This is a genomic window from Amycolatopsis sp. NPDC024027 (assembly GCF_040638975.1).
Lineage (GTDB): Bacteria > Actinomycetota > Actinomycetes > Mycobacteriales > Pseudonocardiaceae > Amycolatopsis.
Genome location: NZ_JBEZYY010000009.1, coordinates 193,180 through 219,632 on the forward strand (window position 1 = coordinate 193,180; position 26,453 = coordinate 219,632).

Sequence of the window (26,453 nt, forward strand, 5' to 3'; positions counted from 1 at the left end):
GGTGAAACGCGGCGGAATATCCGGTTCTGAGCCGTACTTTCGTCGGGTGGTCAGGCCGCGGGGAGGGACACGACCACCACCAAGCCGCCCTCCGGCCGAGCCGTGGCCGCGACTTCCCCGCCGTGCGCGTGCGCCACGGAGCGGACGATCGACAACCCCAGCCCCGCCCCGTCCGCGGCCACCCGCGCCCGGCGGTGGAACGGGTCGAACAACGCGGGCACCTCCGACGGCGGGATCACCGGGCCGCTGTTCGTCACTTCGAGCTCGACCGCAGGCAGCCGCGTCCGGGTCGCCACCCGGACCCAGCCGCCTTCGACGTTGTGGCGGATGCCGTTCTCCACGAGGTTGTGCACCAGCCGCTCGAGCATGAGCGCGTCGCCGAGCGCCGTCGCTTCGCCCAGGTCTTCCCGCACGCCGGGCGGAACCACGTGGGACGCGATCGCCGCCAGGTCCACCGGGCACCGTTCGGTCAGCGCGCTCTCCGACCGGGCCAGCAGCAGCAACCCGCTGATCAGCTTCTCGTGCCTCGCGTTGATCTGCAGCAGCTTCGTGCCGAGCTGCCGGACGTCGTCGGAGGCCGTCCGGCGGTGCATCGCCACCTCGACCAGGGACCGGTTGAGCGTCAGCGGGGTGCGCAGTTCGTGGGAGGCGTTCGCGACGAAGCGGCGCTGGGCGTCGAAGGACCGGTCGAGCCGCTCGACCATGACGTCGAACGCGTCGGCGAGGTTCTTCACCTCGTCCTCCGGCCCGCGCAGCGCGATGCGCTCGTGCCCGCCCGGGTCGGCTGCCGCCGCGATCCGGCGCGCGGTTTCGGTGACCTGCCGCAACGGCGCCAGCGCGCGACCCGCCACCAGCCAGCCGACCGCCGCCGCGAGAACGGCGACCGCGGCGAGCGCGATGCCGCCCTGCGTCAGCAGTGACGTCGCCGCCGCTTCACGCACTTGCCGGGCCTGGGCGTCGAGCCCCTCCGGAAAGGGCAGCGGCACCTGGCCGGGCGGCGGCGTGCCGATGAGCACCGTCACCCGCCGCCCCACCTGCTGGGTGAACAGCAGGTAGGTGACACCCAGCAGCACCACGCCCGCCAGCAGGAACAGGCCGCCGTAGAGCACGGTCAGCCGCAGCCGGAGGCTCACCGGAGCCGGTAGCCGACCCCGGTGACCGTCTCCACCAGCGGTGGGTCACCGAGCTTGCGGCGCAGCTTGAGGATGGTGAGCCGGACCGCGCCGGTGAACGGGTCCGCGTGCTCGTCCCACGCCTTCTCCAGCAGGTGTTCCGCGGAGACGGTGGCGCCCTCGGCGCGCAGCAGCTCGGCGAGCACGGCGAACTCCTTCTTGGACAGGGGGAGGTACCGCCCGTCGCGGAACACCTCGTGCCGCGCCGGGTCGAGCGTGATCCCGGAGCGACGCAGCACCGGCGGCGCGGCCGGGCGGCAGCGCCGCCCCAGCGACTGGATGCGGGCCGCCAGCTCGGGAAACGCGAACGGCTTGGTCAGGTAGTCGTCGGCGCCGAGGGACAACCCGGCGACGCGGTCGGTGACCTCGGCGGCCGCCGTGAGCATCAGCACCCGCGTGGCCACGCCCGACGTCACCAGCTCGCGGCAGACGTCGTCGCCGTGCACGACCGGCAGGTCCCGGTCGAGCACGACGACGTCGTAGTCGTGCACGGCGATGCGCTCCAGCGCCGCGGCGCCGTCGTGGGCGAGGTCGACGGCGTGGGACTCGTCGCGCAGCCACTCCGCGATCGCGTCCGCGAGCATCGGCTCGTCCTCCACCACCAGGACCCGCATGCCGTCATGATCGCCGCGCCGGTGTTTCCTCCCCGTTAGCGGCATCGGTACAGCGTGTCCGCGGCACCGATGCGCATCGGCCCGCCGGTCCGGGCGGGGGCGGGCCGGGGCCGGCCGCCGTAAGCCCCGGGATCGACGATCGCGCAGTGCTGTTCGATCCAGCGACGGCGTTCCTTCTGGACGGCGCTGTCCGGGGGTCCCACCGGAGCAGTCCCGCCGCTCAGCACGAACCGCAGCTTGCCCTCGGCGAGCCAGCGGTCGAGCTGCGCGACCGAGGGCGCGTCATCGCGGCCGCCGAAGCCGCCCATGCCGATCACGGTCGCGTCCGAGCCGATGACGAACGGCGCGACCGAACCGGCTTGGCTGTTCACCGCGAGCGTGATCTCGGTCCCGTTCTCGCGGGCGTAGTCGAGGATGCGCCGCTGCTCGTCGGACAGCTTCGCGCCGTCGCCTCCGCCGCCGAGCACCATCCGGGGCTGCGGGCCGCCCGGTCCGGGCGCCGGCACCACTCCCGGCCCCGGCCCCGGGGCGGGCCCCGCGGCGGGCAGGGTGCCCGCGGACGCGTCCAGCGCGGCGGCCCACGACCACACGGCGGGCGTGAGCAGCAGCGGCACGAGCCCGGCCACGAGCGCCCACCGGTTCCCCGCGGTCACCAGGCCGACGATGGCGGCGATGGCGGTGCCGAGCACCGCCCACCGGGTCCAGCCGTGGAACGAGGGGTCCCGGGAAACGAGCACGAACGCCCAGGCCGCGCTCAGGGCGATCGCCACGGGGAGCGCGGTGCGCCGGTGGTGCCGCCAGAGCAGCGCGAGGCCCGCGGCGGAGACCGCGGCGACGGCGGGCGCCATTGCCGTCGTGTAGTACGGGTGCCAGATGCCGCCGGCGAAGCTGAAGACCGCGGTGGTCACCAGCAGCCAGCCACCCCACAGCACCCAGCCGGCGCGACTGCGCGCGTCACCCCACGACCTCGTCACGACGACCACGAACAGGACCAGCAGTGACAACGGCAACAGCCAGGAGATCTGCCCGCCGACGAGGTCGTTGAACATCCGGCCCGGCCCGGGGTCGCCGCCGAACGACGACATGGTCTGCTGCCCGTTGAAAACGATCGTCATGCCGCCGCCTTCACCGTTGCCGGAGAGGCGGCCGAAACCGTTGTAGCCGAAGACCAGGTCCCACGCCGTGCCGTCCTTGCTGCCGCCCGTGTACGGCTTGGCGCCGGGCCACCAGTCGTGCAGGGCGACCCACCAGAACGAGGAAACGACCAGCACGAGCCCGGCGCCGAGCACGTCCAGCAGGCGGCGGTTGAGCGGCCCGGTCGCCCCGGCGAGGTACGCGAGCACCAGCGCGGGCACGATGATCCACGCCTGCAGCATCTTGGTCAGGAACCCGCAGCCGACGAAGAAGGCGCACCACCACAGCCACTTCCGGCCGTCCCGCAGCGCGCGGGTGAGCGCGTACGCGGCGGCGACCAGGAACAGGACGAGCAGCGTGTCGGGGTTGTTGCCGCGGTTGATCACCACTGTCACCGGCGTCAGCGCGAGGATCGCGGCGGCCAGCAGGGCGACGTTCTCGCCGGCCCAGAACCGCACGGTGCGGTGGAGCAGGAACACCGCCGCGACGCCTTCGAGGACCTGGGGCAGCAGCAGCGCCCAGCCGTGGTAGCCGAAGACCAGCACCGAAAGCGCTTGCGGCCACAGGGCCATCGGCGGTTTGTCGACCGTGACGACGCCGTAGGGGTCGAACGATCCGAAAAGGAAGTTCGTGAAGCCGCTGGTCATCGACTTGACGGCGGCCGAGTAGTAGGTGTTGCCGAGCTGGCCGTCGCCGATCTTCCAGGCGTAGAGGACGGCGGCGCCGAGGCAGATGAGGGGAAGCGCCCAGGAGCGGGTCTTCCGGTGAACGGCGGTGATCATGCCGCCACCCAACCCGGACCCGCGTTTCCCGGGCGTTTCCGCTCAGCTGCTGTACGGCGGGGTAGCCGCCGCGGCCGGCAAACCGCTTGCGGTCACTCCGATTCGAGGTCACCCTCCAGCGACAGGTACACCTCGCGCATCTTCTCCAGCAACGCCGGGTCCGGCTCCGCCCACAAACCGCGGTCCGCCGCCTCGTTCAGCCGCTCCACGATCCCGCGCAGCGCCCACGGGTTCGCCTGCCGCAGGAACTCCTGGTTCACCTCGTCGAGCACGTACGACTCGGTCAGCTTCTCGTACATCCAGTCGCCGACCACGCCGGCCGTGGCGTCGAAGCCGAACAGGTAGTCCACCGTGGCCGCCAGCTCGAACGCACCCTTGTAACCGTGCCGGCGCATCGCCGCCAGCCACCGGGGGTTGACCACCCGGGCGCGGAACACCCGGGCCGTCTCCTCGCCCAGCGTGCGCGTGCGGACCGCGTCGGGGGAGGTGCTGTCGCCCATGTAGGACGCCGGGGCCGCGCCCGTCAGCGCGCGGACCGTCGCGATCATCCCGCCGTGGTACTGGAAGTAGTCGTCCGAGTCGGCGATGTCGTGCTCGCGCGTGTCGGTGTTCTTCGCCGCCACCACGATGCGCTTGTACGAACTTTCCATGTCCTCGCGCGCCGGGCGGCCGTCCAGGTCGCGGCCGTACGCGAAGCCGCCCCACACCGCGTACACCTCCGCGAGGTCCTTGTCGTCGCGCCAGTTGCCGCTGTCCATCAGCGGGAGCAGGCCCGCGCCGTACGCGCCCGGCTTCGACCCGAAGATCCGCGTCGTCGCGCGCCGGTCGTCGCCGTGTGACGCCAGGTCGGCGGACACGTGCGCGCGGACGAAGTTCTCGTCGAGCGGTTCGTCCAGTCCGGCCACCAGCCGCACCGCGTCGTCCATCAGGGCGATCACGTGCGGGAACGCGTCGCGGAAGAACCCGCTGATCCGGATCGTGACGTCGATCCGGGGCCGGCCCAGCTCGGCCAGGGGGATCGCCTCGATGCCCGTGACGCGCCGCGAAGCTTCGTCCCACACCGGCTGGACGCCCAGCAGCGCCAGGACTTCCGCCGCGTCGTCACCGGACGTCCGCATCGCCGACGTGCCCCACACCGACAGCCCGACCGACTTCGGCCAGTCGCCGGTGTCCTCGCGGTAGCGCTTCAACAGCGAGTCCGCCAGCGCCTGCCCGGTTTCCCACGCCAGCCGGCTCGGGATGGCCTTCGGGTCGACGGTGTAGAAGTTCCGCCCGGTCGGCAGCACGTTGATCAGCCCGCGCAGCGGCGACCCGCTCGGCCCGGCCGGGATGTACCCGCCGTCCAGCGCGTGCAGCACCGCGTCCAGCTCGGCCGACGTCCCCGCGAGCCGGGGGACGATTTCCTCCGCGGCGAACGAAAGTACCCGCGCCACCTGGGCGTCCGGCGCCACCGAGGCGACCGCGGTCGCGTCCCAGCCGCGCATCTCCATCGTCTGCACGAGCTCACGCGCCGTCTTCTCGACCGCGTCCACTTCGGACATCGGCGCGTCTTCCTTGAGGCCCAGCGCGGACCGCAGACCGGGTACCGCGCCCTGCTTGCCGCCCCACATCTGGGACGCGCGCAGCATCGCCAGCACCAGGTTGACGCGCGCCTCACCGACCGGCGCCGCGCCCAGGACGTGCAGCCCGTCGCGGATCTGCGCGTCCTTGACCTCGCACAGCCAGCCGTCGATGTGCAGCAGGAAGTCGTCGAACTCCGCGTCGTGCGGCCGTTCGTCGATGCCGAGGTCGTGGTCCAGCTTGGCCGCCTGGATCAGCGTCCAGATCTGCTGGCGCACGGCCGGCAGCTTCGCCGGGTCCATCGCCGCGATGTTCGCGTGCTCGTCGAGCAGCTGCTCCAGCCGCGCCATGTCGCCGTAGGACTCGGCCCGCGCCATCGGCGGGATCAGGTGGTCGACGATCGTCGCGTGCGCCCGCCGCTTCGCCTGCGCGCCCTCGCCGGGGTCGTTGATCAGGAACGGGTAGACCAGCGGCAGGTTCCCGAGCACGGCGTCCGGCGCGCACGACGCCGAGAGCCCCGCGGTCTTGCCCGGCAGCCACTCCAGCGACCCGTGCTTGCCCAGGTGGACGACGGCGTGCGCGCCGAACTCCTCTTCCAGCCAGCGGTACGCGGCCAGGTAGTGGTGGCTCGGCGGCAGGTCCGGGTTGTGGTAGATCGCGACGGGGTTCTCGCCGAACCCGCGGGGCGGCTGGATCATGATGATCACGTTGCCGCTCTGCAGGGACGCCAGCACGATGTCGCCGTTGTCGACGTACAGCTCGCCGGGCGCCGGGCCCCAGTGCTCCTCGACGCCTTCGCGCAGCTCGGCCGGCAGCGCGTCGAACCACTCCTGGTACCGCGCGGCGGGCACCCGGATCGGGTTCCCGGCCAGCTGCTCCTCGGTCAGCCACTCCGGGTCCTGGCCACCGGCGGCGATCAGCGCGTGGATCAGCGCGTCGCCGTCGGGCTGGTCGGTGCCGGTCGGGTCGACGCCCGGGAACGCGTCCGGTCCGAGGTCGTAACCGGAAGCACGCATCCGCCGCAGCAGCTCGATCGCCGAAGCGGGCGTGTCCAGCCCGACCGCGTTGCCGACGCGAGAGTGCTTCGTCGGGTACGCGGACAGCATCAGCGCGATCCGGCGTTCCGGCGGAGGTGTGTACCGGAGCCGGGCATGCGCCAGCGCGATGCGGGCGACGCGGGAGGCGCGCTCGGCGTCCGGCACGTACCGGGGGAGACCGTCCTCGTCCAGCTCCTTGAACGAGAACGGCACCGTGATCAGCCGCCCGTCGAACTCCGGCACGGCCATCTGGTTCCCCGCGTCGAGCGGCGAGAGGCCGTCGTCGCTGGCCGCCCACGTCTCGCGGTCGCTGGTCAGGCAGAGCGCCTGCAGGATCGGGACGTCGAGCGCGGCCATCTCGGCGACGTCCCAGGCCTCGTCGTCACCGCCGGCGCCCACCTCGGACGGCCGGGTGCCACCGGCCGCGAGCACGGTGACCAGCAAGGCGTCCACGGACGCCAGCTCGGCCATCATCTCCGGCTCGCGTGTCCGCAGCGAAGCACAGTAGATCGGCAATGCGCGCCCGCCCGCGGCTTCGATCTCGTCGGCCAGGGCGTGCACGAAGGCCGTGTTCCCGGAGAGGTGGTGCGCGCGGTAGTACAGGATGCCGATGACCGGGCCGTCGCCCCGCGAAGGACGCTCGAGGACGCCCCACGTCGACTGCTCGGCGGGCGGCTCGAAGCCGTCGCCGGTCAGCAGGAGCGTGTCGGAGAGGAACCGGTGCAGCTGGGTGAGGTTGGCCGGGCCGCCCTGCGCGAGGTAGGCGTGGGCCTCGGCGGCGATCCCGGCGGGGACGGTCGAGAGCTTCATCAGCTCGGCGTCCGGCGTCTGCTCCCCGCCCAGGACGACGACGTGCGCGCCCGACGCCCGCAGCGTGTCCAGGCCGTCCTGCCAGCTCCGCGGCGTGCCGAGGATCCGCGCGACGACGATCTTGACGCCGTCGAGCAGCCCGGGCAGCTCGGCGACGTCGAGCCGGGCGGGGTTGCCGAGCCGGTACTCGCGGTCGCTCGATCGGGCGCTGAGCAGGTCGGTGTCCGAAGTGGACAAAAGCAGGATCACGAGGTTCCTCCTCGGGGTCCGCGCCCCGGGTCGACGGGCGCGCCGGCCGGAGTTCCTGGCTCCCGGAGACCCGCCGACGCACTCCCTCCCGCGGAGGCGGCGTCGAACCCAGGTCTCCGGTGACAGTGGCGGGACCGCCCCGGACTTCCACCGGGTTCCTCCACCTGCCGACGCGTGGGTATCGCCCTCACTCTCCGGTGCCGGTCGAAGTGCGTCAAGGTGACGTTGGCCGGTCCTCGGTAGCCTGGCGGCTTGGAACCCTTCCTCCGGAGCTTCACCGCCGCGCAGTCGACCCGGCAGCCGTACCGCCACCCCACCGCGGCCGAGCTCGAAACCGCCGGAACCGGCTTCGCCGCCCTGCTCGACGGCCGCCCTCACCACCTGCCTGACCTGGGGTTCTCCGTGGCCGGCGACGCCCTCGTGGTCCAGGAAACCGGCTCCGAGCGGGCCTGGGGGCTCTACGCGATCGACCGGTCCGCGCCGCCGTCACTGGTCGTCGAGGTACCGCACCCCTCGTCCGACCTGCGGACCGACCTCATCGGCCTGGCGCTCTTCCGGCAGGTGCCCGGCGCGGTGCTGGCCGTCGCGGGGGCACACCGCCGCCGGGAGGACCCGGCGCACGAGACGCGGACCGTCTTCCACGTCGTCACCACGGTGCTGGCCCGCCGCGGCCTGCCGCAGGTCCAGCTGCACGGCTTCAAGGACCGCACCCTGCCCGCGGCCGACGTCGTCCTCTCGGCCGGCGCCGCGGAGGCCGGTGACGCGGCCCGCCGGGCAGCGGACCGCCTGGAAGCCGCCGGGTTCCGCGTCCGCCGGGCCTGGACCGAGCCGTGCCGCGGCCTGGCCGGGACGACGAACGTCCAGGGCCAGGCCGCCGGCGGCACACCGTTCCTGCACGTCGAGCTCAACCGGACGATCCGCGAGACCCGCCGCGACGACGTCGTCCGCGCACTGGCCGACGCCGACCTGCGCAAGCCCTAGGCGGACCGCTCTCCCAGGCGGGGGAAGGGCTTCGTCGAGAACAGCACTTCCACGGAGACCTCGAAGAACTCCGCGATCCGCAGGGCCAGGTACAGCGAAGGGCTGTACTCGCCGCGCTCCAGGTAGCCGATCGTCTGGTAGTGCACGCCGAGGGCCTCCGCCAGCTGCCGCCGCGAGATCGACCGCTCCGCGCGCAGCATCGCGATCCGGTTGTAGACGACCTCACTCATGACTACCCCACACGCTGCATGGCCTTCTCCCGCCGTTGGGCCACCGACGATCCCGCTTCGCGCCGCGCCATGCGGCGGAGCAGGACCGGGGCCAGTGCCAATCCGATCACGGCCCACGTGACGAGCACCGCCAGGGTCGGCAGCGGCCGCCACGACTGGCCGATCTCGACGACGACCGCGCTGTCCGGCAGCAGCGCCGAGCGCATCCCGAGGCCCAGCCAGTACATTGGGAACACCTGGGCGATGCCCTGCACCCACTCCGGCAGTGCCGTGATCGGGTAGAAGATGCCCGAGATCGCGCCCAGCCCCATGACCGGCAGGGTGATCAGCCCGATCATGCGCGGGCTGTCGGCCAGCGAACCCAGCGCCGCGCCGATCGGCATCGTCGCGGCCATGCCGATCACCAGCACCCCGAGCAGGTGCAGGTACGACCAGACGCCGTCGGGCGCCAGCGCGGAGAACGCGAACAGGCACGGGACCAGGACCGCGACGACGGACGTGAGCTGGGCGAGTGACAGCGCCGTCGTCTTCCCGACCAGGTACCCGAGCATCCCGTTCGGGGTCGCCTTCGCCCGCAGCAGCGTGCCGTCTTCACGGTCGATGGCCAGGTAGCTCGCCGCACCGGTCAGGCCTTGGAAGACGATGCCCGCGCCGAGCACGCCGGGCACGGTCGCCGCGCCGAGCGAGAACGACGTGCCGGGCAGCGTCGCGTTGCGCATGAAGAACAACGTGCCGAGGAAGAGCAGCACGAAGACGACCTGGCCGATGACGTCGTCGAGGTTGGTCCACGTCTGCTTGAACTCGATCCAGCCGCGGGCCAGCCCGGAGCGCAACGCGGCGGTCTTGGCGTTCATCGCGCACCCGCTTCCTGGAGGCCGAGCTCCGTTTCGCCGCCGGTCTCCGCCCGGTGGACCAGCGTCATGTAGGTGTCCTCCAGCGACGCCCGCCGGACTTCGAGGTCCGAGACGGCTTCGCCGTGCTGCTTGAACAGGTCGTACACGTACTTCGTCGCTTCGGTCGTCGAGTGGACGAAGCGCTGGCCGCCGACGCTCCACCGGACCTCGGCCTCGCCGGCGATCTGCCGGCTGAGCTCGTCGGCCGAGCCGTCGGCGACGATCCGGCCGCCGTTGAGGATGAGGATCCGGTCGGCCAGCTTCTCGGCCTCGTCGAGGTCGTGCGTGGTCAGCAGGATCGTCGTGTCGAGCTCGTCGGACAGGCGGTGCACCAGGTCGTGGAACTCCCGCCGGGCCTCGGGGTCGAAGCCCGCGGTGGGCTCGTCGAGGAACAGCAGCTCGGGGCGCCCGACGATGCCGATGGCGACGTCGAGCCGCCGCCGCTGCCCTCCCGAGAGCTGCTTGAGCTTCTTGTGCGCGTGCTCGGTGAGCCCGACCGTCGCGATCAGCTCGTCGGTGTCCCACGGCCGCGGGTGCGACGCCGTCGAGTACGGCGCGTAGTACCGGCCGAGGTGCGCGAGCAGCTCGCGGACGCGCCACTTCCCGTGGTCGCGCCAGGACTGGAGCACGACCCCCAGCCGTGCCCGCCAGTCCTCGCCGCCGTGCGCCGGGTCGACGCCCAGCACGCTCACCTCGCCCGCCGACCGCATCCGGAAGCCCTCGAGGATCTCGATCGTCGTCGTCTTGCCCGCGCCGTTCGGCCCGAGCAGACAGACGACCTCGCCGCGGTACGCCTCGAACTCGACGCCGTGGAGCACGTCGTTCGTGCCGTAGCGCATCCGCAGCCCGCGCACGCGAACCGCGGGGACCGCTGGGTCTCTCATCACGTCACCCCCATCTGACTGATGCGATCGAATGTAGCACACCTGCTATCTTTCATGAGACTTCTGCTGCACCGGGAACTTGACCAGCGGTCACCCGGTTCGCCGGGCATGGGAACTTGGCTGGGGCTCGCCCTTCCGGGCGGCGTGGTGATCCTGCTGGTCATGGCCGCGATCGAACTGCGGCCGCGCAAGAACGGCTCGCGCTTCAAGGCGCGGCTGTCCGCCACCTCCATCGAAGAGGCCACCGCCTTCCTCTACGGGACCAAGCGGCGTGAGCTGGAACACCGGGAAACGATGTCGATGCTCGTCGAGCAGGACGCCGAAGGCGCGCCTCCTTGGCGTGACGTGGACCTGGACGCCGGAACGGCCCGGATCCGGCCGCGTTCGGACCCGCCGGAGCCCCGGAACGGCCAGCTACAGTGACCCCATGCCGACCCCAGCACGCGTGCGAGCCGACGCGTGCCCCGGTGTTTTCGCACCCCACGACGCCGCCGACGGACCGTTGGCGCGGGTGCGGCTGCCCGGCGGCACGATTTCCGCAGTGCAGCTGCACGCGCTGGCCGACGCGGCCGAAGCCTGCGGCGACGGCGACCTCCACCTCACCTCGCGCGGCAACGTCCAGCTCCGTGGCGTCACCAAGCCCGGTCTCGCGGACCGGCTGACCGGCGCGGCCCTGCTGCCCTCGCCGTCGCACGAGCGGGTCCGGAACGTCCTCGCGTCACCGCTGAGCGGAGTGCGCGGCGGCCTCGCCGACGTCCGCGGCCTGGCGGCCGCGCTGGACCTGGTGCTGTGTTCGACGCCGGAGCTGGCGGCCTTGCCCGGGCGGTTCCTCTTCGCCTTCGACGACGGACGCGGGGACGTCGCCGGCGAAGGCGCCGACGTCTGCTGGCGTGCGACGGGCCCTGCCGAGGGGACGCTGCTGCTCGCGGGCGGCGACACGGGACGACGAGTGGCCCGCGCCGACGCGGTGGCGGTGCTGGTCGAGGTGGCGCTGGAGTTCTGCCGGGTGCGCGGAGCCGCCTGGCGCGTCGCCGAACTCGACGACCCGGCCTGGCGCGGGACGCCGGTGCCGCGGACCGCGGCCGAGGTCCCGGCCGGGCTGATTCCCAAGGATGGCGGTGGCTTCGCGGCCGGTGTCGTGCCGCGCTTCGGGCAGCTGTCCGCGACGCAGGCGCGGGCACTGGCGGAGTTCGGGACGGCGCTGGTCACGCCGTGGAAGTCACTGGTCCTGCCGGACGCGCCCGCCGACGTCTTCGAGCGGCTGGGGTTCGGGGGCGAGGCGTTGGGGACCACCGCGTGCATCGGCCGTCCGGGCTGCGCGAAGTCGCGCGCCGACGTCCGGGCCGACGCGGTGTTCCGGCCGGGCCTGCGCGCGCACTTCTCGGGCTGTGAACGGCGGTGCGGGAAGCCGTCGCAGTCCCATGTGGACGTTGTCGCCGAAGCGGGGGGCTACCGCATCGACGGCCGCTGGGTGCCGCTCGACGAGATGGAAGGGAAGCTGTGATCGACTACCTGCGGGACGGTGCCGAGATCTACCGGCACTCGTTCGCCACGATCCGCGAGGAGGCGGACCTGGCGATCCTGCCCGACGACGTGGCCGGGCTGGCGGTCCGGATGATCCACGCCTGCGGCATGGTCGATCTGGTCGACGACCTGCGCTACACGCTCGACGTCGTCGAGTCCGGCCGCGCCGCCCTCGAAGCCGGCGCGCCGATCCTGTGTGACGCGCAGATGATCGCGAGCGGTGTCACCCGCCGTCGCCTGCCCGCGGGCAACGAAGTGCTCTGCACGCTGTCGGACCCTTCGGTGCCCGGTCTGGCCGAGCGGATGGGCACCACGCGCTCGGCCGCCGCGCTGGAACTGTGGCGCGACAAGCTGCCCGGTTCGGTGGTGGCGATCGGCAACGCGCCGACGGCGTTGTTCCGCCTGCTGGAGATCCTCGACGAAGGCGTCGGCGCGCCCGCGGCGATCATCGGCGTCCCGGTCGGATTCGTCGGCGCGGCGGAGTCCAAAGAGGAGCTGGCCAAGCGCGCCCCGGCACCGTACCTGGTGGTGCACGGCCGGCGCGGCGGCAGCGCGATGGCCGTCGCGGCGATCAACGCCCTCGCGAGCGCCGAAGAATGACCGGAACGCTGTACGGCGTCGGGCTCGGCCCCGGCGACCCGGAACTGATGACGGTCAAGGCGGCGCGCCTGATTTCCGAAGCCTCGGTGATCGCCTACCACTGCGCGCGGCACGGCCGGAGCATCGCGCGGTCGGTCGCCGAACCGTACCTGCGCGAGGGGCAGATCGAGGAGAAGCTCGTCTACCCGGTCACGACCGAGACGACCGACCACCCGGGCGGGTACGAGGGCGCGATCGCCGACTTCTACGAGCTGAGCGCGAAGCGGCTGGCCGAGCACCTCGACGCGGGCCGCGACGTGGTCCTGCTCTGCGAAGGCGACCCCTTCTTCTACGGCTCGTACATGTACATGCACGAACGGCTTTCCGGCCGCTTCGAGGCGGTGGTCGTCCCGGGCGTGACGTCGGTGAGCGCGGCGTCGTCGGTCTTCGGCCGCCCGCTGGTGCAGCGCGACGAGGTGCTGACGGTGCTCCCGGGTACGCTGCCGGCCCCGGAACTGGCCCGGCGCCTCGCCGACACCGACGCGGCGGCGGTGCTGAAGCTGGGCCGGACGTTCTCGTCCGTGCGAGAGGCGTTCGCGGAGGCGGGCAAGCTGGACGACGCCGTCTACGTCGAGCGCGCGACTTGGGGCCAGCAGCGCGTCGAGCCGTTGGCGTCGGTGGATCCTTCGACGGTGCCGTACTTCTCGCTCGCGTTGCTGCCTTCACCGGCTTACGCGTCACGTCAGTCTTCGCCGGCTTCCCCTCCTGCGGCCGCGCCTTCGGCCGGTGAGGTCGTCGTCGTGGGTCTCGGTCCGGCCGGTCCCGAGTGGCTGACGCCCGAAGCCGCTTCGGAGCTCGACGCGGCGGAGCACATCGTCGGGTACGGGCCGTATGTCGCACGGGTACCGCAGAAGGCGGGCCAGCAGCGGCACGCGTCCGGCAACCGCGTCGAGGCGGACCGGGCTCGCGAGGCGTTGTCCCTGGCTGCTTCCGGCTCCCGGGTCGCGGTGGTGTCCTCGGGCGACCCGGGGGTGTTCGCGATGGCGTCGGCGGTGCTGGAACAGGTGTCCGCGGGGCACGGCACCGGTGTCCGGGTCCGGATCGTCCCCGGAGTGACCGCGGCCCAGGCGGCGGCGTCCCGGGTGGGCGCCCCGCTGGGCCACGACTACTGCGTGCTGTCGCTGTCGGATCGGCTGAAGCCGTGGGAGATCATCGAGAAGCGCCTCGACGCGGCGGGCGCGGCGGACCTGGTGCTGGCGCTGTACAACCCGGCGTCCCGCACCCGGACGGCCCAGCTGGCCGACGCCCGTGCCGTGCTGCTCCGCCACCGTTCTGCGGACACCCCGGTGGTGGTGGCCCGGGACGTCGGCGGCCCGGAGGAGGACATCCGCATCACGACGCTGGGCGAGCTCGATCCGGCGACGGTGGACATGCGGTGCCTGCTGATCGTGGGTTCGTCTCGCACTCGATCCGACAACGGCATCGTCTGGACACCCCGGAGTTACTGACGTGAGGCCGGGTTCCGGCCCGGCCTCACGCTGCTCAGCGCGTCGGGTCCTTGCCGTTCGGCTGCCGCGGTCCCGGTCCCGGTGACCACCAGCCCGGCACCGTCTTCTCCCCGTGCACCACCGTCGGCGCGATGCCCTCGGTGAACGGCTCGATCTGCAGCAGCTGGCCCCACGACTGGCTCGGCTGGCCGATCAGGTAGCTCGGCACCTCCGGCTCCTCGGCCAGCTCCTCCAGCCAGCCGATCGGCCCGCCGTTCGTCGAGGACGCCCACTGGGCCTCGTCCGCCAGGCCACCCGCCGTGATGCGGTAGTCCGGGACCTGCGAGATGCCGTCGTGGGACGTCACCGGCTGGACGCACGGGTACACGAACGACGCCGGCCAGTCCACGTACACCGGCTTCGAGCCGATGCGGTCCGTCAGCGTCGTGAACGTCGGGACGCGCGGGGCCGAGGCCGCGATCCAGCCGTCCTCGGTCAGGTCGTTGTCGACGATGTTGACGCGGACCGCGTTCGTCTCCGGCGGCAGGTCGCGCAGGTTGATGCGGGTGTCGTTCCAGCCGTTGGTGCCCGCGCCCGGCGGGAGCATGAACTGGCTGCGCAGGACCTTCACGCCGTCCGGGGTGTCGACGCCGTAGTCGAGGCTGACCGACGTCGGACGGCGAGCCGCACCCGCCGTGGCCACCACGATCTGGCCGTCCGCAGGCTTCTCCGTCAGCGCGTACCAGTCGCTGCGCAGCCGCCCGGCGCGCGTCTCCGGGTCGAGGTAGCTCGACCACATCGGCACCTTTTCCGGCGTGAACCCGTGCGGGGGCTCGGCCAGCGGGTCCTTGTCGTCGACCGGGCGGGTGTGGAAGCCGGTCTGGACGCGGCCGTTGTCCTGGTCCGGGTTCGGCAGCGGGGAGTCCGGCTCCTTGACCTTCTCCGCGACGGTCCGCTGCTCGGCCTGCGGGTGCAGGATGCTCGTCGCCGCGTCGCGCTCGACCATCACGTGGTCGGAGAGGTTGCAGCTCTTGCCGAACAGGTGCCCGATGTTGGCCGCTCCGAGGCTGTAGCTGCCGGACTGGTTGTGGATCGCCCACGCCATCGTGACGAACTCGCCCGCCGCGACGAGGCCGCAGACCACCACGAGCGACAGCGACCCGAGCCGCAGCGCGCGCAGCCGGCCTTCCTGGGGCTGGTCCGGCAGGCCCGGCCGGTGCGCGCGGACGTTCTCGACGAACGCATACACCCCGGCGACCGCGGCCGCGACCAGCAAGATCGTGGACAGGCCGATGCCGCCGATCGACGGCGCCACGTTCGTCCACTGGACACCGAGGCGCGAGACGAACCAGTAGGTGTTCGGGCCGGTCGCCGCCAGCGCGGCGACGACCAGCAGCCCGGCGAGGAAGGCGGCGCGGTTGCGTTTGGACCGCAGGACCGTCGAGCTGGTCGCGAGCGCGGTCAGCGCCGCCATCGACGCGCCGACCGCGGCGAACGCGCCGAAGTGGTGCGTCCACTTCGTCGGCGTCAGGGCCAGCAGCAGGAAGAACACCGCCGTCGTGCCGATCAGGCGGCGGGCGGGGCCGAGCGACGCACCCGGGATGCGGCCGCGGCGCAGCAGCATCACCAGGCAGGTCGCGGTGCACAGGACGACCAGCAGCACCGGGAACCGGCGTGGCGCCGAGCCGTCCGGCAGGTCGGCGAACAGCAGCTGGTAGCGCGCGAGCTCCTGGAACCACGACAGGTTCGGGCCCACCTGGGTCCGGATCCGGGTCGCTTCCTGCACGGTCGCGAAGGTCTGGTCGGCGAACACCACGACCAGCACCAGCAGCCCGGCCGCGGCGACCGGCGCGAGCACCGGCAGCCAGCCGCTCTCGTTCGCGCGCTGGCGCACCAGCTTGAACAGCGGCCGCGCGGCGACCAGGAACGGTGCCACCGCGATCAGCCCGGTCGGCGTCGCGGCCAGGGTGAACCCGGCCGCGGTCAGGCCGAGGCACAGGGGCAGCAGCCGGCGCGTCACCAGCGCGCGCTCCACCGCGCAGATCGCCAGCAGCGAGCCGAGCGCGGCCACCGGTTCCGGGCGGACGCCGTTGTTGTAGGGCATCCACCAGATCAGGAACACCGTCGCGGCGGCCCAGCCGGCCGGGCTGCTGGTGCGGATCTGGGTGCCCAGCCGCGGCATCACCTCGCGGCTGATCAGCAGCCAGCTGAGCACGCCGAGCAGGAACGACGGCAGCCGGATCCACGGCGGCACCACGCTGACGTGCGCCATCAGCTCGAAGAGGTGGTAGAACCAGCCGAACGGCGCCTCGGCGACGCCGAACCAGCGGTGGTAGTTCGTCAGGTAGCCGGTCGCCTCGGTGACCCGGGCCATCGTGAGGATGTAGCCGTCGTCCGAGGTCACCGGCCCGATGAAGACCCAGGCGCCGAGGGCGGCGATCACCGTCACGTCCCGCGCCGTCAGCCGCCACCAGCCGACCGGCGCCCAGCGCGGGGCGCGGCGCGCGAAGCCGGAGTCGCGGCGCCAGACCGCGATCATGCAGCCGATCAGCGACAGCACGGCGAGCACGCCGACGAGGATCTTCAGCGCGGTCGGCGACGTCTGGTACCGCGTGTCCGGGACGACCGAGACGTGCAGGCCGGCGATCGGGTCCTTGCTCGAGTTGATGGAGGAGTAGATGCCGACGACGCGGGGACGGACGTCGCCGCCCGCATGGAAGATCGGTGTCCCGGCGACGGCGAGCGTCATCTGCGTCGCGTCGACGTCCAGTTCGACGTCGCACTTTTCGGCGGGCAGCGGCTGCTGGGCGATCTGCTGGCCCTGGCTCGAGGCGAGCAGCACGCCGTTGTCGACGCGCAGCTGCATGCCGACGCCGTTGCCGGCCTTCGGGTCGGTGCGGCCGTCCGGCACGGTGGCGAAGAGCAGGCCGGGCCCGTTCGTGCGGGCGTCCACCGAGCGGATGGCCGCGCACGGCAGCTCGGCGCGCAGGTCCTGGGCCCAGTACCCGGTCAAGGGCGCGTTGACGGAGCGGGTGTCGCTGCCGGTCGGCCAGACGACCTCCGCCGTGTCCTGCACCACCGGCAGGAAGGGGAAAGCCAGCGCGCACAAGGCCGAGAGCAGCCCTAGCGCTACGGCAATCAGACGCATCGGCGCAACGCTAACGGGTCAGAGGTCGGCCGCTGACGCAGCCCCCGGGTCACGTGGGGTGAATCGCCCGTGGTGTATCGCCGCGGCCAGTGGCCGGCGGCTGCGCCAGCCGTGGCGCTCCAGGTCCGGCACGGTCTCCAGCTTGCTCACCGGCCCCACGCAGAGCCACGCGACCGGCCGGACGCCGTCCGGGATGCCGAGCAGCTCGCTCAGGAACGGCTCCCGGTAGAAGCTGACCCAGCCGGTGCCCAGGCCCTCGGCGGTCGCGGCGAGCCAGAGGTTCTGGATCGCGAGGCACACCGAGTACAGCCCGGCGTCGGCGATGGCGTGCTGGCCGAGCACGTCCGGCGCGCCGCGCGCCGGGTCATAGGTGACGACGACACCCAGGCTGGCCTCGAGGATGCCTTCCACCTTGATGTTCGCGAACGTGCTCGCGCGGTCTTCGCCGAGCTGCCCGGCGAAGACCTCACGTTCTTCGTGGACGTGCTTGGCGAACTTCTCGCGCGTCCCGTGGTCGTCGACCAGCACGAAGTCCCACGGCTGGGTGAGCCCGACGCTCGGCGCGGCGTGGGCGGCCTCGAGGATCCGCGTCAGCGTGGCTTCGGGGATCGGCGCGCCGGTGAACTCGCCGCGGACGTCCCGCCGCTTGCGCAGGACTTCGTAGAACTCTTCGATCATCGGTGCAGAACCCATTCGACGGCTTCAGGAACGGTTTCGGCGGTCTCCGTGCGCGGCCGGGGCGGCCGCCGGACCACCAGGACGGGCTTCCCGAGTTCGCGGGCCGCGGCCAGCTTCGCGCTGGTCTGCGCGCCACCGGAGTCCTTCGTGACCAGGACGTCGACCCGGCCGAGCAGCCGGCGCTCGGCCGCCACCTCGTACGGCCCGCGGGCGAGGAGGAGCTCGTGGTGCCGCGGGAGCGGCGGCTCGGGCGGGTCGACGCAGCGGATCAGGAACCACAGGTCGTCGAGGTGCGCGAAGGCCGGGAGGCCCTGGCGGCCGCTGGTGAGGAAGACGCGTTCGCCCAGGTCCGGCAGGCGGCGCGCGGCGTCGGCGAGGTCGTCGGCCCAGTGCCAGTCGTCCCCGGGGCCCGGCCGCCAGCCGGGCCGCGCGAGCCGGAGGAGGGGGAGGTCCGTCAGCTCCGCCGCTTTTGCCGCGTTCGCGCCGATGCGCTCGGCGAAGGGGTGCGTGGCGTCGACGACCGCGTCGATCCGGTTTTCGCGCAGGTACTGCGCCAGGCCGTCCGGGCCGCCGAAGCCGCCGACCCGTACTTCGCCGGCGGGAAGCCGCGGCCGTGCGACGCGTCCGGCCAGCGAAGAGACAACGCGGACTTCGCGCGCCGTGAGCGCTTCGGCGAGCTGCCGGGCTTCGCCGGTCCCGCCGAGGATGAGGATCACGAGGAACGCCCGTAGCCGACGGCTTCGCGCCAGCGGTCCAGCGTACGCAGGTTGGCGAGGGTCTCCGCCCAGGTCAGCTCGGGCGCCTGCCGGTCTTCGACGTGCGCGGCGACGTGGTCCGCTTCGCGCGCGAAGACGCCCTGCGTGGCTTCGACCTCGATGACCTCCGGCTCGCCGCCGGCCGGGGTCAGGACGATCTGCGAGACGCCCGGCTTGCGCAGCGGGTGGATCCACGCGGGCTGGGGGATGTGGATCTGCCCGAGCGAGCCGAAGACGTGGATGCCGTCCTCGCGGTTCAGCCGGATCCCGCACGAAATCGTCGCGAGGATGTCCCCGGGCAGGCGCAGCAGGCCCGTCGCCCACTCGTCGACGCCGGTGGCGGACAGGTGCGCCATCCCGCTGACCTCGGACGGTTCGACGACGTCCTGCCCGGTCGCGGCCTGCGCGACCAGCCGGGCCAGCGACGTGCAGTAGCAGCCGACGTCGAGGATCCCGCCGCCGCCGAGCGCCGGGTCGCCGAGCCGGGCGGTCTCCTCCGGGTTGCTGTCGAAGGAGAAGGTCGTGTCCACCGCGCGGACCTCGCCGATGGCGCCGGACGAGATCAGCTCGGCCAGCCGCCGCGTCTGCGGGTGCAGCCGGTACATGAACGCCTCCATCAGGAAGACGTCGTGCGCGCGGGCGGCCGCGATCACCTCCTCGGCGTCGGCCGCGGTGATCGTCAGCGGCTTCTCGCACAGCACGTGCTTCCCGGCCTCGGCGGCGGCGATGGCCCACTGCTTGTGCATCGCGTGCGGCGTCGAGACGTACACGGCGTCGATGTCCGGGTCGGCGAGGAGCTCTTCGTAGCTGCCGTAGGCCTTCGGAATGTCGAAGCGCGTGGCGAAGTCCCGCGCGCGCCCGGCATCCCGCGCCGCGACGGCGCCGAGGACGCCGTGCTTGCTTTCGTCGACGCCCGCGGCGAAGTGGGCGGCGATCGTCCCGGCGGCCAGCAGGCCCCAGCGCAGTTCCGTCACAACGACTCCGGTTGGTTCGCCCGGTCACGGGCACTCGAGTAGAGGAAGCTGTCGGGGAAGTCGGTCGCGGCGAGCACCCGTCCGACGAAGATGGTGGCGGCGCGCGTCATCCCGGCTTCGCGGACCAGCGCGGGCAGCTCGCCGAGCACCCCGCGCACGACGGTTTCCCCGGGCTGGCTCGCGAGCGCGACGACGGCGACGGGACAGTCCGCGCCGTAGTGCGGCCGGAGTTCCCCGGCCACCCGCTCGACGTGGTTGACGGCGAGGTGCAGCGCGAGAGTGGCCTCGGTCGCGGCAAAGGCGGCGAGGGTCTCCCCGGGCGGCATCTTGGTCGAGCGGGCCTGGACCCGGGTGATCACCAGGCTCTGCCCGATTTCGGGCACGGTGAGCTCCCGCTTCAGCACAGCGGCCGAAGCGGCGAAGGCGGGCACGCCGGGGACGACGGCGTAGGGAACCCCGGCCGCGTCCAGCCGCCGCACCTGCTCGGCGACGGCGCTGTAGAGCGACGGATCCCCCGAGCACAGCCGCGCGACCTCGTGCCCGGCGCGGTGGGCCTCGATCAGCCTCGCGACGATCTCGTCCAGGCTGAGGTTCGCCGTGTCGACGAGCTCGGCCCCGGGCGGGCAGTAGGCGAGCAGGTCGGGCGGCGTCATGCTGCCGGGGTAGAGGCAGACCCCGCACCGGGCGAGCAGGTCCCGGCCCCGCACGGTGATGAGGTCGGCGGCCCCGGGCCCGGCGCCGATGAAGTGCACGGTCATCGGTTGCTCCACTGCGTCACGACCCGAGCCGGGCTCCAGCCCGTGAAGCCGCCCAGCGGGGCCGCCTTCTCCACACCGATCCGCAGCAGCTCCCCTCCGTGCTCCTCATACGCGCGCGCCAGGACCTGCTCGGCCTCCAGCGTCACCCCGTGCGCCACCACTCGTGCGCCCGTGGCCACACACGCCTCCAGTACGCCCGGCGCCGTCACGCCGCCTCCGATGAAGACCGCGTCCGGTGCGGGCAGCGCGCTCAGCGCTTCCGGTGCTTCCCCCGCCACCACCTCCAGTTCCGGTACTCCCAGGTCCAATGCGTTCCGGGCGATCCGCTCGGCCCGCTCGGCCGAACGCTCGATCGCGACCGCGCGGTTGAGCCCGTGCAGCCGTGACCACTCGATGCCGACGCTGCCCGCGCCCGCGCCGACGTCCCACAACAGCTCGCCGGGACTCGGCGCGAGGCGGGCCAGCGCCGACACTCGCAGGTCGCGCTTGGTCAACTGCCCGTCGTGGGCGTACACGTCGTCCGGGATGCCGATCAGCGGCAACGCCGGACCCGCGCACGCCAGCGCGAACACCGTCAGCGGTCCGGGATCGCCGGCCCAGCCGTCGGAGACGCGCTCGTCGGGCCCGCCCAGGTTCTCCAACGCGATCAGCTCGCTCTCGCCATAACCCCGCACGGTGAGCAGGGAGCGCAAAGCGGGCGCGTCGGCACCCAGGACGAGCACTCGCCGGCGCGGCGCCAGAACCCGGGCGACGCGGGCCGACGACCGGCCGACGATGGTGACCACCTCGGTCTCCTCGGCGGACCAGCCCAGCCGTGCCCGGGCCAGTGTCACCGAGGAAAGCGCGGGCAGTGCCTCGACCTCGTATCCATGGGCCACCAGTGTGGCACCCACCCCCGACAAAAACGGATCGCCGCTGGCCAGGACGCAGATCCGGGCGCCTTCGTGCTCCGCGATGACCGCGTCCAGCCCCGGCAGCAACGGCGTCGGCCACGCCTGCGCCGGGACCTCCTCGGGCAGGTAGGCCAGCTGCCGGGGCGCACCCAGCACGACGTCGGCGGCGAGCACCGCGGCCCTCGCCTGTTCCGAGAGGCCGGGCCAGCCGTCCGCCCCGATCCCGACCACGGTCAGGTGGTTCGCGGAGCCCGCCTCCGCCGCGGATCGACGTGATTCTTCGCGCACGATTTCCCACCCTAAGCGAGGCGGGCGCTGTGCGATGATCGGCCGGTCGCCGAGCTGGAGGAGCGCTGTTGAAGCCGTACCCGTTCACCGCTGTCGTCGGGTTGCCGGACCTGCGCCTGGCGCTGGTCCTGTCCTCGATCTCGCCCGCGGTCGGCGGGGTGCTGGTGCGCGGCGAAAAGGGCACCGCGAAGTCGACGATGGTCCGCGCGCTCGCCGGCCTGCTGCCGGGTGTCGACGTCGTCGACGGCTGCCGGTTCTCCTGCGATCCCGCGGCTCCCGACCCGCTCTGCCCGGACGGCCCGCACGACGGCGCGACCAGCCACCGGCGGCCCGCGAAGCTGGTCGAACTCCCGGTCGGCGCCGCCGAAGACCGCGTCATCGGCTCGCTGCACCTGGAACGCGCGCTCGCCGAAGGCGTCACGGACTTCCAGCCCGGCCTGCTGGCCGCCGCGCACCGCGGGCTGCTCTACGTCGACGAGGTCAACCTGCTGCACGACCACCTCGTCGACACGCTCCTGGACGCCGCCGCGATGGGCCGCGCGACCGTGGAACGCGAAGGCGTTTCGGTCTCGCACGCCGCGCGGTTCGTGCTGATCGGCACCATGAACCCCGAAGAGGGCGAGCTGCGGCCGCAGCTGCTGGACCGGTTCGGGCTGACCGTCGAGGTCGCCTCCAGCCGCGATCCGGAGCAGCGCGTCGAGGTCGTCCGCCGTCGCCTGGCCTACGAAGCCGATCCCGACGCCTTCGCCGCGCAGTACGCCGGCGAAGACGCCCAGCTCGCCGCGGACATCGAAGCGGCGCAACGGCTTTTGCCGGCGGTGAAACTGCCCGACGACGCCCTGCGCCGGATCGCCGAGGTCTGCGCGTCCTTCGAGGTCGACGGCATGCGCGCGGACATCGTGACCGCGCGGACGGCGGTCGCGCACGCGGCCTGGGCCGGGCGTGACGAGGTGACCACCGAGGACGTCCGCGTCGCCGCGCGGCTCGCGCTGCCGCACCGGCGCCGCCGGAACCCGTTCGACGCGCCGGGGATCTCGGAAGAGCAGCTGGAGCAGGCGCTGCAGGACGCCGAACCGGACCCCGGCCCCGAAGACGACGGCCCCGGCTCCGGTTCGGCGCCGTCCCAAGACGAAGCACCCCAAGGCAGCGAAAACGCACCGCAAGGCGAACCGAAGCCGCAGAGTGGCGGGCAGCAGAAGACCGTCGGGGCCGGCGAGACGTTCAAGGCACGCGTCTTCCGCGTCAAGGGCACGGGTGAAGGGGAACGCGGCCGCCGTTCGCGCGCGATCACCGACAGCGGCCGGACGATCGGCGTCCAGCCCGCGAGCGTCCGCGAAGGCCGGCCTCACCTGATCGCGACCGTGAAAGCCGCGGCACCACACCAGAAAGCCCGCGGCCGCACCGGCGCCGGGCTCGAACTGCGCCCCGAAGACCTGCGGTTCGCGCTGCGCGAAGGCCGTGAAGGCAATCTCGTGCTGTTCTGCGTGGACGCGTCCGGTTCGATGGGCGCGAAGGCCCGGATGCGCGAGGTCAAGTCCGCGGTCCTGTCGCTGCTGCTCGACGCCTACCAGCGCCGCGACAAGGTCGGGCTCGTCACGTTCCGCGGCGACGCGGCCGAGCTCGCGCTGCCGCCGACGATCAGCGTCGACGCGGCCGCGTCCCGCCTCGAAGGCCTCCCGACCGGCGGCCGGACACCCCTGGCCGAAGGGCTCCTGGAGGCGGCGCGCGTGCTGCGCGTCGAGGAAATCCGCGACCCCCGGCGCCGCCCGCTGCTGGTCGTCGTCACCGACGGCCGCGCCACCAGCGGTCCCGACGCCGTCGCCCGCGCCCAGGCCGCGGCCGGGCTCCTGGCCGGCGTCACGACGATCGTCATGGACTGCGAGAGCGGCAAGATGCGCCTCGGCCTGGCCGCCGACCTCGCCGCCCACCTCGGCGCGGAACACGTCCCCCTCGCCGATGTCGCCGCCGAATCGCTGGCGGACGCCGTCCGCGCCCGGACCGGAAGGGCCGCCTGATGCCGCAGGGCAAACCGGAAGCCGTCCCGAACGACGGCCTGACCACGCGCCAGCGCCGCAACCGGCCGCTGCTCGCCGTGCACACCGGCGAAATGAAGGGCAAGTCGACGGCCGCGTTCGGGATGGCGCTGCGCGCCTGGAACCAGGGCTGGTCGATCGGCGTGTTCCAGTTCGTCAAGTCGGCGAAGTGGCGCGTCGGCGAGGAAGCCGCGTTCAAGGCATTGGGCAAGCTGCACGACGACACCGGCGAAGGCGGGCCGGTCGAGTGGCACAAGATGGGCGAGGGCTGGAGCTGGGCGCGCAAGTCCGGCACCGAAGAGGACCACGCTTCGAACGCCCGTGAGGGGTGGGCGGAGATCAAGCGCCGGCTCGCCGCCGGGACGCACGACTTCTACGTCCTCGACGAATTCTCCTACCTGCTCAAGTGGGGCTGGCTCGACGTGGACGACGTGGTGTCCACTTTGGTCTCGCGGCCCGGGCACCAGCACGTCGTCATCACCGGCCGGTACGCGCCGCCGGAGCTCGTCGAGGCCGCCGACCTGGTCGCCGAGATGACCAAGGTCAAGCACCCGATGGACGCCGGCCAGAAGGGCCAGCGGGGGATCGAGTGGTAGCGCGGGTGGTCATCGCCGCGCCCGGTTCCGGGCACGGCAAGACCACGATCGCCGCCGGGCTGATGGCGGCGCTGCGCGCGGCCGGGCACCGGGTGTCCGGGCACAAGGTCGGGCCGGACTTCATCGATCCCGGTTACCACGCGCTCGCGACCGGACGCCCGGCGCGCAACCTCGACCCGTTCCTGCAAGGGGAAGACCGGCTGGTTCCGTTGCTGCGGCACGGTTCCGCCGGCGCCGACATCGCCGTGATCGAGGGCGTGATGGGCCTGTTCGACGGGGCGCTGGGCACCGAAGGCTACGCCTCGACCGCGCACGTGGCCCGGCTGCTCGACGCGCCGGTGGTGCTGGTCGTCGACGCCTCGGCCGCCTCCCGCAGCGTCGCCGCGACCGTCCTCGGCTTCGCGCACTACGACAACCGCGTGCGGCTCGCCGGCGTCATCCTCAACAAGCTCGGTTCGCAGCGCCACCTCGACGAGATCGCGTCCGCGCTGGAAGCCACCGGCGTCCCGCTGCTGGGGGCGTTGTACCGCAACGAAGAGATCCACGCGCCGAGCCGTCATCTCGGGCTCGTCCCGGCGGCGGAACGGGCCGCGGAAGCCCGGCACGTGCTGCCCGCGCTGGCGGCGTGGGTGCGGGACGGCGTCGATCTCGAAGCGATCGTCCGGATCGCTTCCGGGGCGCCGGGGCTTTCTTCGCCGCCGTGGGAGCCGTCCGGGATGGCTGGTCCGCGGGTGACGATCGCCGCCGCCGGCGGTCCGGCGTTCACCTTCCGCTACACCGAGAACATCGAGCTGCTGGCGGCTTGCGGCGTCGAGGTCGTGGACGTCGATCCCCTGCGTGACCAGGCGTTGCCCGACGGGTGCGCCGGTCTGTACTTCGGCGGCGGGTTCCCCGAGGTGCACGCGGCGGAACTGTCGGCGAACACGGCGTTGCGTCGCGAAGTGGCTTCGGCCGTCCAGGGCGGAATGCCGGTGAGTGCGGAATGCGCCGGGCTGCTGTACCTGTGCCAGTCCCTGGACGGCGTGCCGATGGCCGGTGCGGTGCCCGCGGACGCCAAGATGACCGCCCGCGGCAAGCTCGGCTACCGGCGCGCGGTCGCCGTCGAGGACAACCTACTGGCGACGGCCGGCCAGCGCGTCACCGGGCACGAGTTCCACCGGACCGAAGTGACGCCGTCGCACGGCGCGTCGGCGGCCTGGGGCTGGGACCGGCAGCTGGACGGCTTCGCGTCGCCGACGCTGCACGCGTCCTACCTGCACGTCCACTGGGCGGGGTATCCCGAGCTGGCACAGCGCTTCGCGGCGCGGGTGCGGGCGTATGGCCGTGGCTGATCCCGCCTCCGCGGGCTACGACCTGCACCACCACGGTGATCGCGAGGTCGGGCCGGGGCTGGTCGACCTGGCCGTGAACGTCCGGCTGCCGCGTCCGCCCGCTTGGCTGCGGGCCGAACTGGCGTCCGCTTTGGACTCGCTGGCCGCCTACCCGTCCACCGCGGACGCGGTGCGGGCGGTGGCCGCGCGCCACGGCCGGCCTCCTTCGGAAGTGCTGGTCACCGCGGGTGCGGCGGAGGCGTTCACGCTGCTGGCCTCGGCTTTGCGGCCGCGCCACGCGGTGGTCGTGCACCCGCAGTTCACCGAGCCGGAAGCGGCGCTGCGCGCGGCGGGACACGCGGTCTCGCGGGTGGTCCTCGCCGAGGCGGACGGTTTCGTCCTCGATCCGGCGCTGGTCCCGGCCGACGCCGACCTGGTGTTCGTCGGCAATCCGACGAACCCGACATCGGTCCTGCACCCCGCGTCTTCGCTGCTTTCCCTGGTGCGCCCCGGCCGGCTGCTCGTGGTGGACGAAGCGTTCCTGGACGCGATCCCGGGCGAGGCCGAGAGCCTGGCGGCCGGTGTGCCGGGTGTCGTCGTGCTGCGCAGCCTGACGAAGACCTGGGGGTTGGCCGGCCTGCGGGCGGGCTACATGCTCGCTCCGGCGGATGTCGTCGAGCGGCTGCGGGCGGTGCAGGTGCCGTGGTCGGTGTCCACGTTGGCCGGCGTGGCGACCGTGGCGTGCTGCCGGCCGGCCGCCGTGGAGGAAGCGGAAAAGCTGGCGGTCGCGGCGGAGTCGGACCGCGAGTACCTGGTCTCCGGCCTGACCGCGGCGGGCGTGCCGGTGCTGGGCGACCCGCGCGGCCCGTTCGTGCTGGTCCGCGTGCCCGACGGCGCTTCCCTGCGCGCGCGCCTGCGTGAAGCGGGCTACGCGGTGCGGCGGGGGGACACGTTCCCCGGCCTCGGCCCGGATCACCTGCGGCTGGCGGTCCGCGACCGCGCGACGACGGACGCGTTCCTGGCGACTTTGCGAGAAGTTTCGTAAACACCGACAGGGGGTTGTCGTTACCGCCGCCGAAACTGG

The 26,453-nt window shown here is 72.8% G+C and carries 22 protein-coding genes and 1 riboswitch; of the genes, 9 read left to right on the forward strand and 13 right to left on the reverse strand.

Annotated features, from left to right (window positions below; genetic code table 11):
* Nucleotides 1–50: 50 nt before the first annotated feature.
* The 4 genes from AB0F52_RS23215 to cobN form a co-directional block, all read right to left on the reverse strand.
* Nucleotides 51–1,133 (reverse strand): ATP-binding protein, encoded by a 1,083-nt coding sequence (locus tag AB0F52_RS23215; RefSeq protein WP_360174511.1) that lies wholly within the window; start codon nucleotides 1,131–1,133, stop codon nucleotides 51–53.
* Complete coding sequence (locus AB0F52_RS23220; RefSeq protein ID WP_360174514.1) at nucleotides 1,130–1,786, reverse strand: response regulator transcription factor; 657 nt, start codon at nucleotides 1,784–1,786, stop codon at nucleotides 1,130–1,132. The genes AB0F52_RS23215 and AB0F52_RS23220 overlap by 4 nt, the downstream gene beginning before the upstream one ends.
* 35 nt (nucleotides 1,787–1,821) lie before the next feature.
* Complete coding sequence (locus AB0F52_RS23225; protein WP_360174517.1) at nucleotides 1,822–3,702, reverse strand: glycosyltransferase family 39 protein; 1,881 nt, start codon at nucleotides 3,700–3,702, stop codon at nucleotides 1,822–1,824.
* 92 nt (nucleotides 3,703–3,794) lie between these two features.
* The gene (gene cobN, locus AB0F52_RS23230; RefSeq protein ID WP_360174520.1) at nucleotides 3,795–7,358 is read right to left on the reverse strand and encodes a cobaltochelatase subunit CobN; all 3,564 of its coding nucleotides are present in this window, start codon (nucleotides 7,356–7,358) and stop codon (nucleotides 3,795–3,797) included.
* Between the two features lie 49 nt (nucleotides 7,359–7,407).
* Nucleotides 7,408–7,519, reverse strand: a riboswitch (cobalamin riboswitch).
* 91 nt (nucleotides 7,520–7,610) lie between these two features.
* Between cobN and AB0F52_RS23235 the strand changes: the two genes are divergently transcribed.
* A complete protein-coding gene (locus tag AB0F52_RS23235; protein ID WP_360174523.1) occupies nucleotides 7,611–8,339 on the forward strand; it encodes a hypothetical protein in 729 nt (242 codons plus the stop codon).
* Here the strand turns inward: AB0F52_RS23235 and AB0F52_RS23240 are convergent.
* Genes AB0F52_RS23240 through AB0F52_RS23250 form a run of 3 tightly spaced genes read right to left on the reverse strand, consistent with a single transcriptional unit; the run spans nucleotide 8,336 to nucleotide 10,346 of the window.
* Nucleotides 8,336–8,569 carry a helix-turn-helix transcriptional regulator gene (locus AB0F52_RS23240; RefSeq protein WP_043784651.1) on the reverse strand — a complete coding sequence of 78 codons (234 nt, stop codon included), beginning with the start codon at nucleotides 8,567–8,569 and terminating at the stop codon, nucleotides 8,336–8,338. The two genes, AB0F52_RS23235 and AB0F52_RS23240, sit on opposite strands and share 4 nt — an antisense overlap.
* Before the next feature lie 2 nt (nucleotides 8,570–8,571).
* Nucleotides 8,572–9,423 carry an ABC transporter permease gene (locus AB0F52_RS23245; RefSeq protein ID WP_360174526.1) on the reverse strand — a complete coding sequence of 284 codons (852 nt, stop codon included), beginning with the start codon at nucleotides 9,421–9,423 and terminating at the stop codon, nucleotides 8,572–8,574.
* Entirely contained in the window at nucleotides 9,420–10,346 is a 927-nt protein-coding gene (locus AB0F52_RS23250) for an ABC transporter ATP-binding protein (protein ID WP_360174529.1), read from the reverse strand. The genes AB0F52_RS23245 and AB0F52_RS23250 overlap by 4 nt, the downstream gene beginning before the upstream one ends.
* 108 nt (nucleotides 10,347–10,454) lie before the next feature.
* Here AB0F52_RS23250 and AB0F52_RS23255 point away from each other — a divergent pair, with 108 nt between their 5' ends.
* From AB0F52_RS23255 to AB0F52_RS23270, 4 genes are read left to right on the forward strand one after another with little or no spacing between them, the layout of a single operon-like run.
* On the forward strand, nucleotides 10,455–10,769 hold the full coding sequence (locus AB0F52_RS23255; protein WP_103337663.1) for a DUF6191 domain-containing protein: 315 nt from the start codon (nucleotides 10,455–10,457) through the stop codon (nucleotides 10,767–10,769).
* Nucleotides 10,770–10,773: 4 nt separating this feature from the next.
* Complete coding sequence (locus AB0F52_RS23260; RefSeq protein ID WP_360174532.1) at nucleotides 10,774–11,850, forward strand: precorrin-3B synthase; 1,077 nt, start codon at nucleotides 10,774–10,776, stop codon at nucleotides 11,848–11,850.
* Nucleotides 11,847–12,470, forward strand: a complete 624-nt coding sequence (locus AB0F52_RS23265) for a precorrin-8X methylmutase (RefSeq protein ID WP_360174535.1) — start codon at nucleotides 11,847–11,849, stop codon at nucleotides 12,468–12,470. Before AB0F52_RS23260 ends, AB0F52_RS23265 begins: the two co-directional genes overlap by 4 nt.
* Entirely contained in the window at nucleotides 12,467–13,957 is a 1,491-nt protein-coding gene (locus AB0F52_RS23270; RefSeq protein WP_360174538.1) for a precorrin-2 C(20)-methyltransferase, read from the forward strand. Before AB0F52_RS23265 ends, AB0F52_RS23270 begins: the two co-directional genes overlap by 4 nt.
* A gap of 34 nt (nucleotides 13,958–13,991) precedes the next feature.
* On the opposite strand, the gene AB0F52_RS23275 is transcribed toward AB0F52_RS23270, so the two are convergent.
* The 6 genes from AB0F52_RS23275 to cbiE are packed head-to-tail and all read right to left on the reverse strand — an operon-like array spanning nucleotide 13,992 to nucleotide 21,430.
* On the reverse strand, nucleotides 13,992–17,084 hold the full coding sequence (locus AB0F52_RS23275) for an arabinosyltransferase domain-containing protein (protein ID WP_360174541.1): 3,093 nt from the start codon (nucleotides 17,082–17,084) through the stop codon (nucleotides 13,992–13,994).
* 18 nt (nucleotides 17,085–17,102) lie between these two features.
* Entirely contained in the window at nucleotides 17,103–17,762 is a 660-nt protein-coding gene (gene bluB, locus AB0F52_RS23280) for a 5,6-dimethylbenzimidazole synthase (protein WP_360174544.1), read from the reverse strand.
* On the reverse strand, nucleotides 17,759–18,478 hold the full coding sequence (locus AB0F52_RS23285) for a cobalt-precorrin-6A reductase (RefSeq protein ID WP_360174547.1): 720 nt from the start codon (nucleotides 18,476–18,478) through the stop codon (nucleotides 17,759–17,761). Before AB0F52_RS23285 ends, bluB begins: the two co-directional genes overlap by 4 nt.
* The gene (locus AB0F52_RS23290) at nucleotides 18,475–19,491 is read right to left on the reverse strand and encodes a Gfo/Idh/MocA family oxidoreductase (RefSeq protein WP_360174550.1); all 1,017 of its coding nucleotides are present in this window, start codon (nucleotides 19,489–19,491) and stop codon (nucleotides 18,475–18,477) included. The genes AB0F52_RS23285 and AB0F52_RS23290 overlap by 4 nt, the downstream gene beginning before the upstream one ends.
* Nucleotides 19,488–20,249, reverse strand: coding sequence for a precorrin-4 C(11)-methyltransferase (cobM, locus tag AB0F52_RS23295; RefSeq protein ID WP_360174552.1), 762 nt, complete (start codon nucleotides 20,247–20,249; stop codon nucleotides 19,488–19,490). Before cobM ends, AB0F52_RS23290 begins: the two co-directional genes overlap by 4 nt.
* A complete protein-coding gene (cbiE, locus tag AB0F52_RS23300; protein WP_360174554.1) occupies nucleotides 20,246–21,430 on the reverse strand; it encodes a precorrin-6y C5,15-methyltransferase (decarboxylating) subunit CbiE in 1,185 nt (394 codons plus the stop codon). The genes cobM and cbiE overlap by 4 nt, the downstream gene beginning before the upstream one ends.
* Nucleotides 21,431–21,498: 68 nt before the next feature.
* Here cbiE and AB0F52_RS23305 point away from each other — a divergent pair, with 68 nt between their 5' ends.
* Genes AB0F52_RS23305 through cobC form a run of 4 tightly spaced genes read left to right on the forward strand, consistent with a single transcriptional unit; the run spans nucleotide 21,499 to nucleotide 26,414 of the window.
* Entirely contained in the window at nucleotides 21,499–23,445 is a 1,947-nt protein-coding gene (locus tag AB0F52_RS23305) for a putative cobaltochelatase (RefSeq protein ID WP_360174557.1), read from the forward strand.
* Nucleotides 23,445–24,059: a cob(I)yrinic acid a,c-diamide adenosyltransferase gene (cobO, locus tag AB0F52_RS23310; protein ID WP_360174560.1), complete on the forward strand. Its 615-nt coding sequence runs from the start codon at nucleotides 23,445–23,447 to the stop codon at nucleotides 24,057–24,059. The genes AB0F52_RS23305 and cobO overlap by 1 nt, the downstream gene beginning before the upstream one ends.
* Nucleotides 24,053–25,390, forward strand: coding sequence for a cobyrinate a,c-diamide synthase (locus AB0F52_RS23315; RefSeq protein WP_360174563.1), 1,338 nt, complete (start codon nucleotides 24,053–24,055; stop codon nucleotides 25,388–25,390). Before cobO ends, AB0F52_RS23315 begins: the two co-directional genes overlap by 7 nt.
* On the forward strand, nucleotides 25,377–26,414 hold the full coding sequence (gene cobC / locus AB0F52_RS23320; protein WP_360174566.1) for an Rv2231c family pyridoxal phosphate-dependent protein CobC: 1,038 nt from the start codon (nucleotides 25,377–25,379) through the stop codon (nucleotides 26,412–26,414). The genes AB0F52_RS23315 and cobC overlap by 14 nt, the downstream gene beginning before the upstream one ends.
* Nucleotides 26,415–26,453 lie beyond the last annotated feature (39 nt).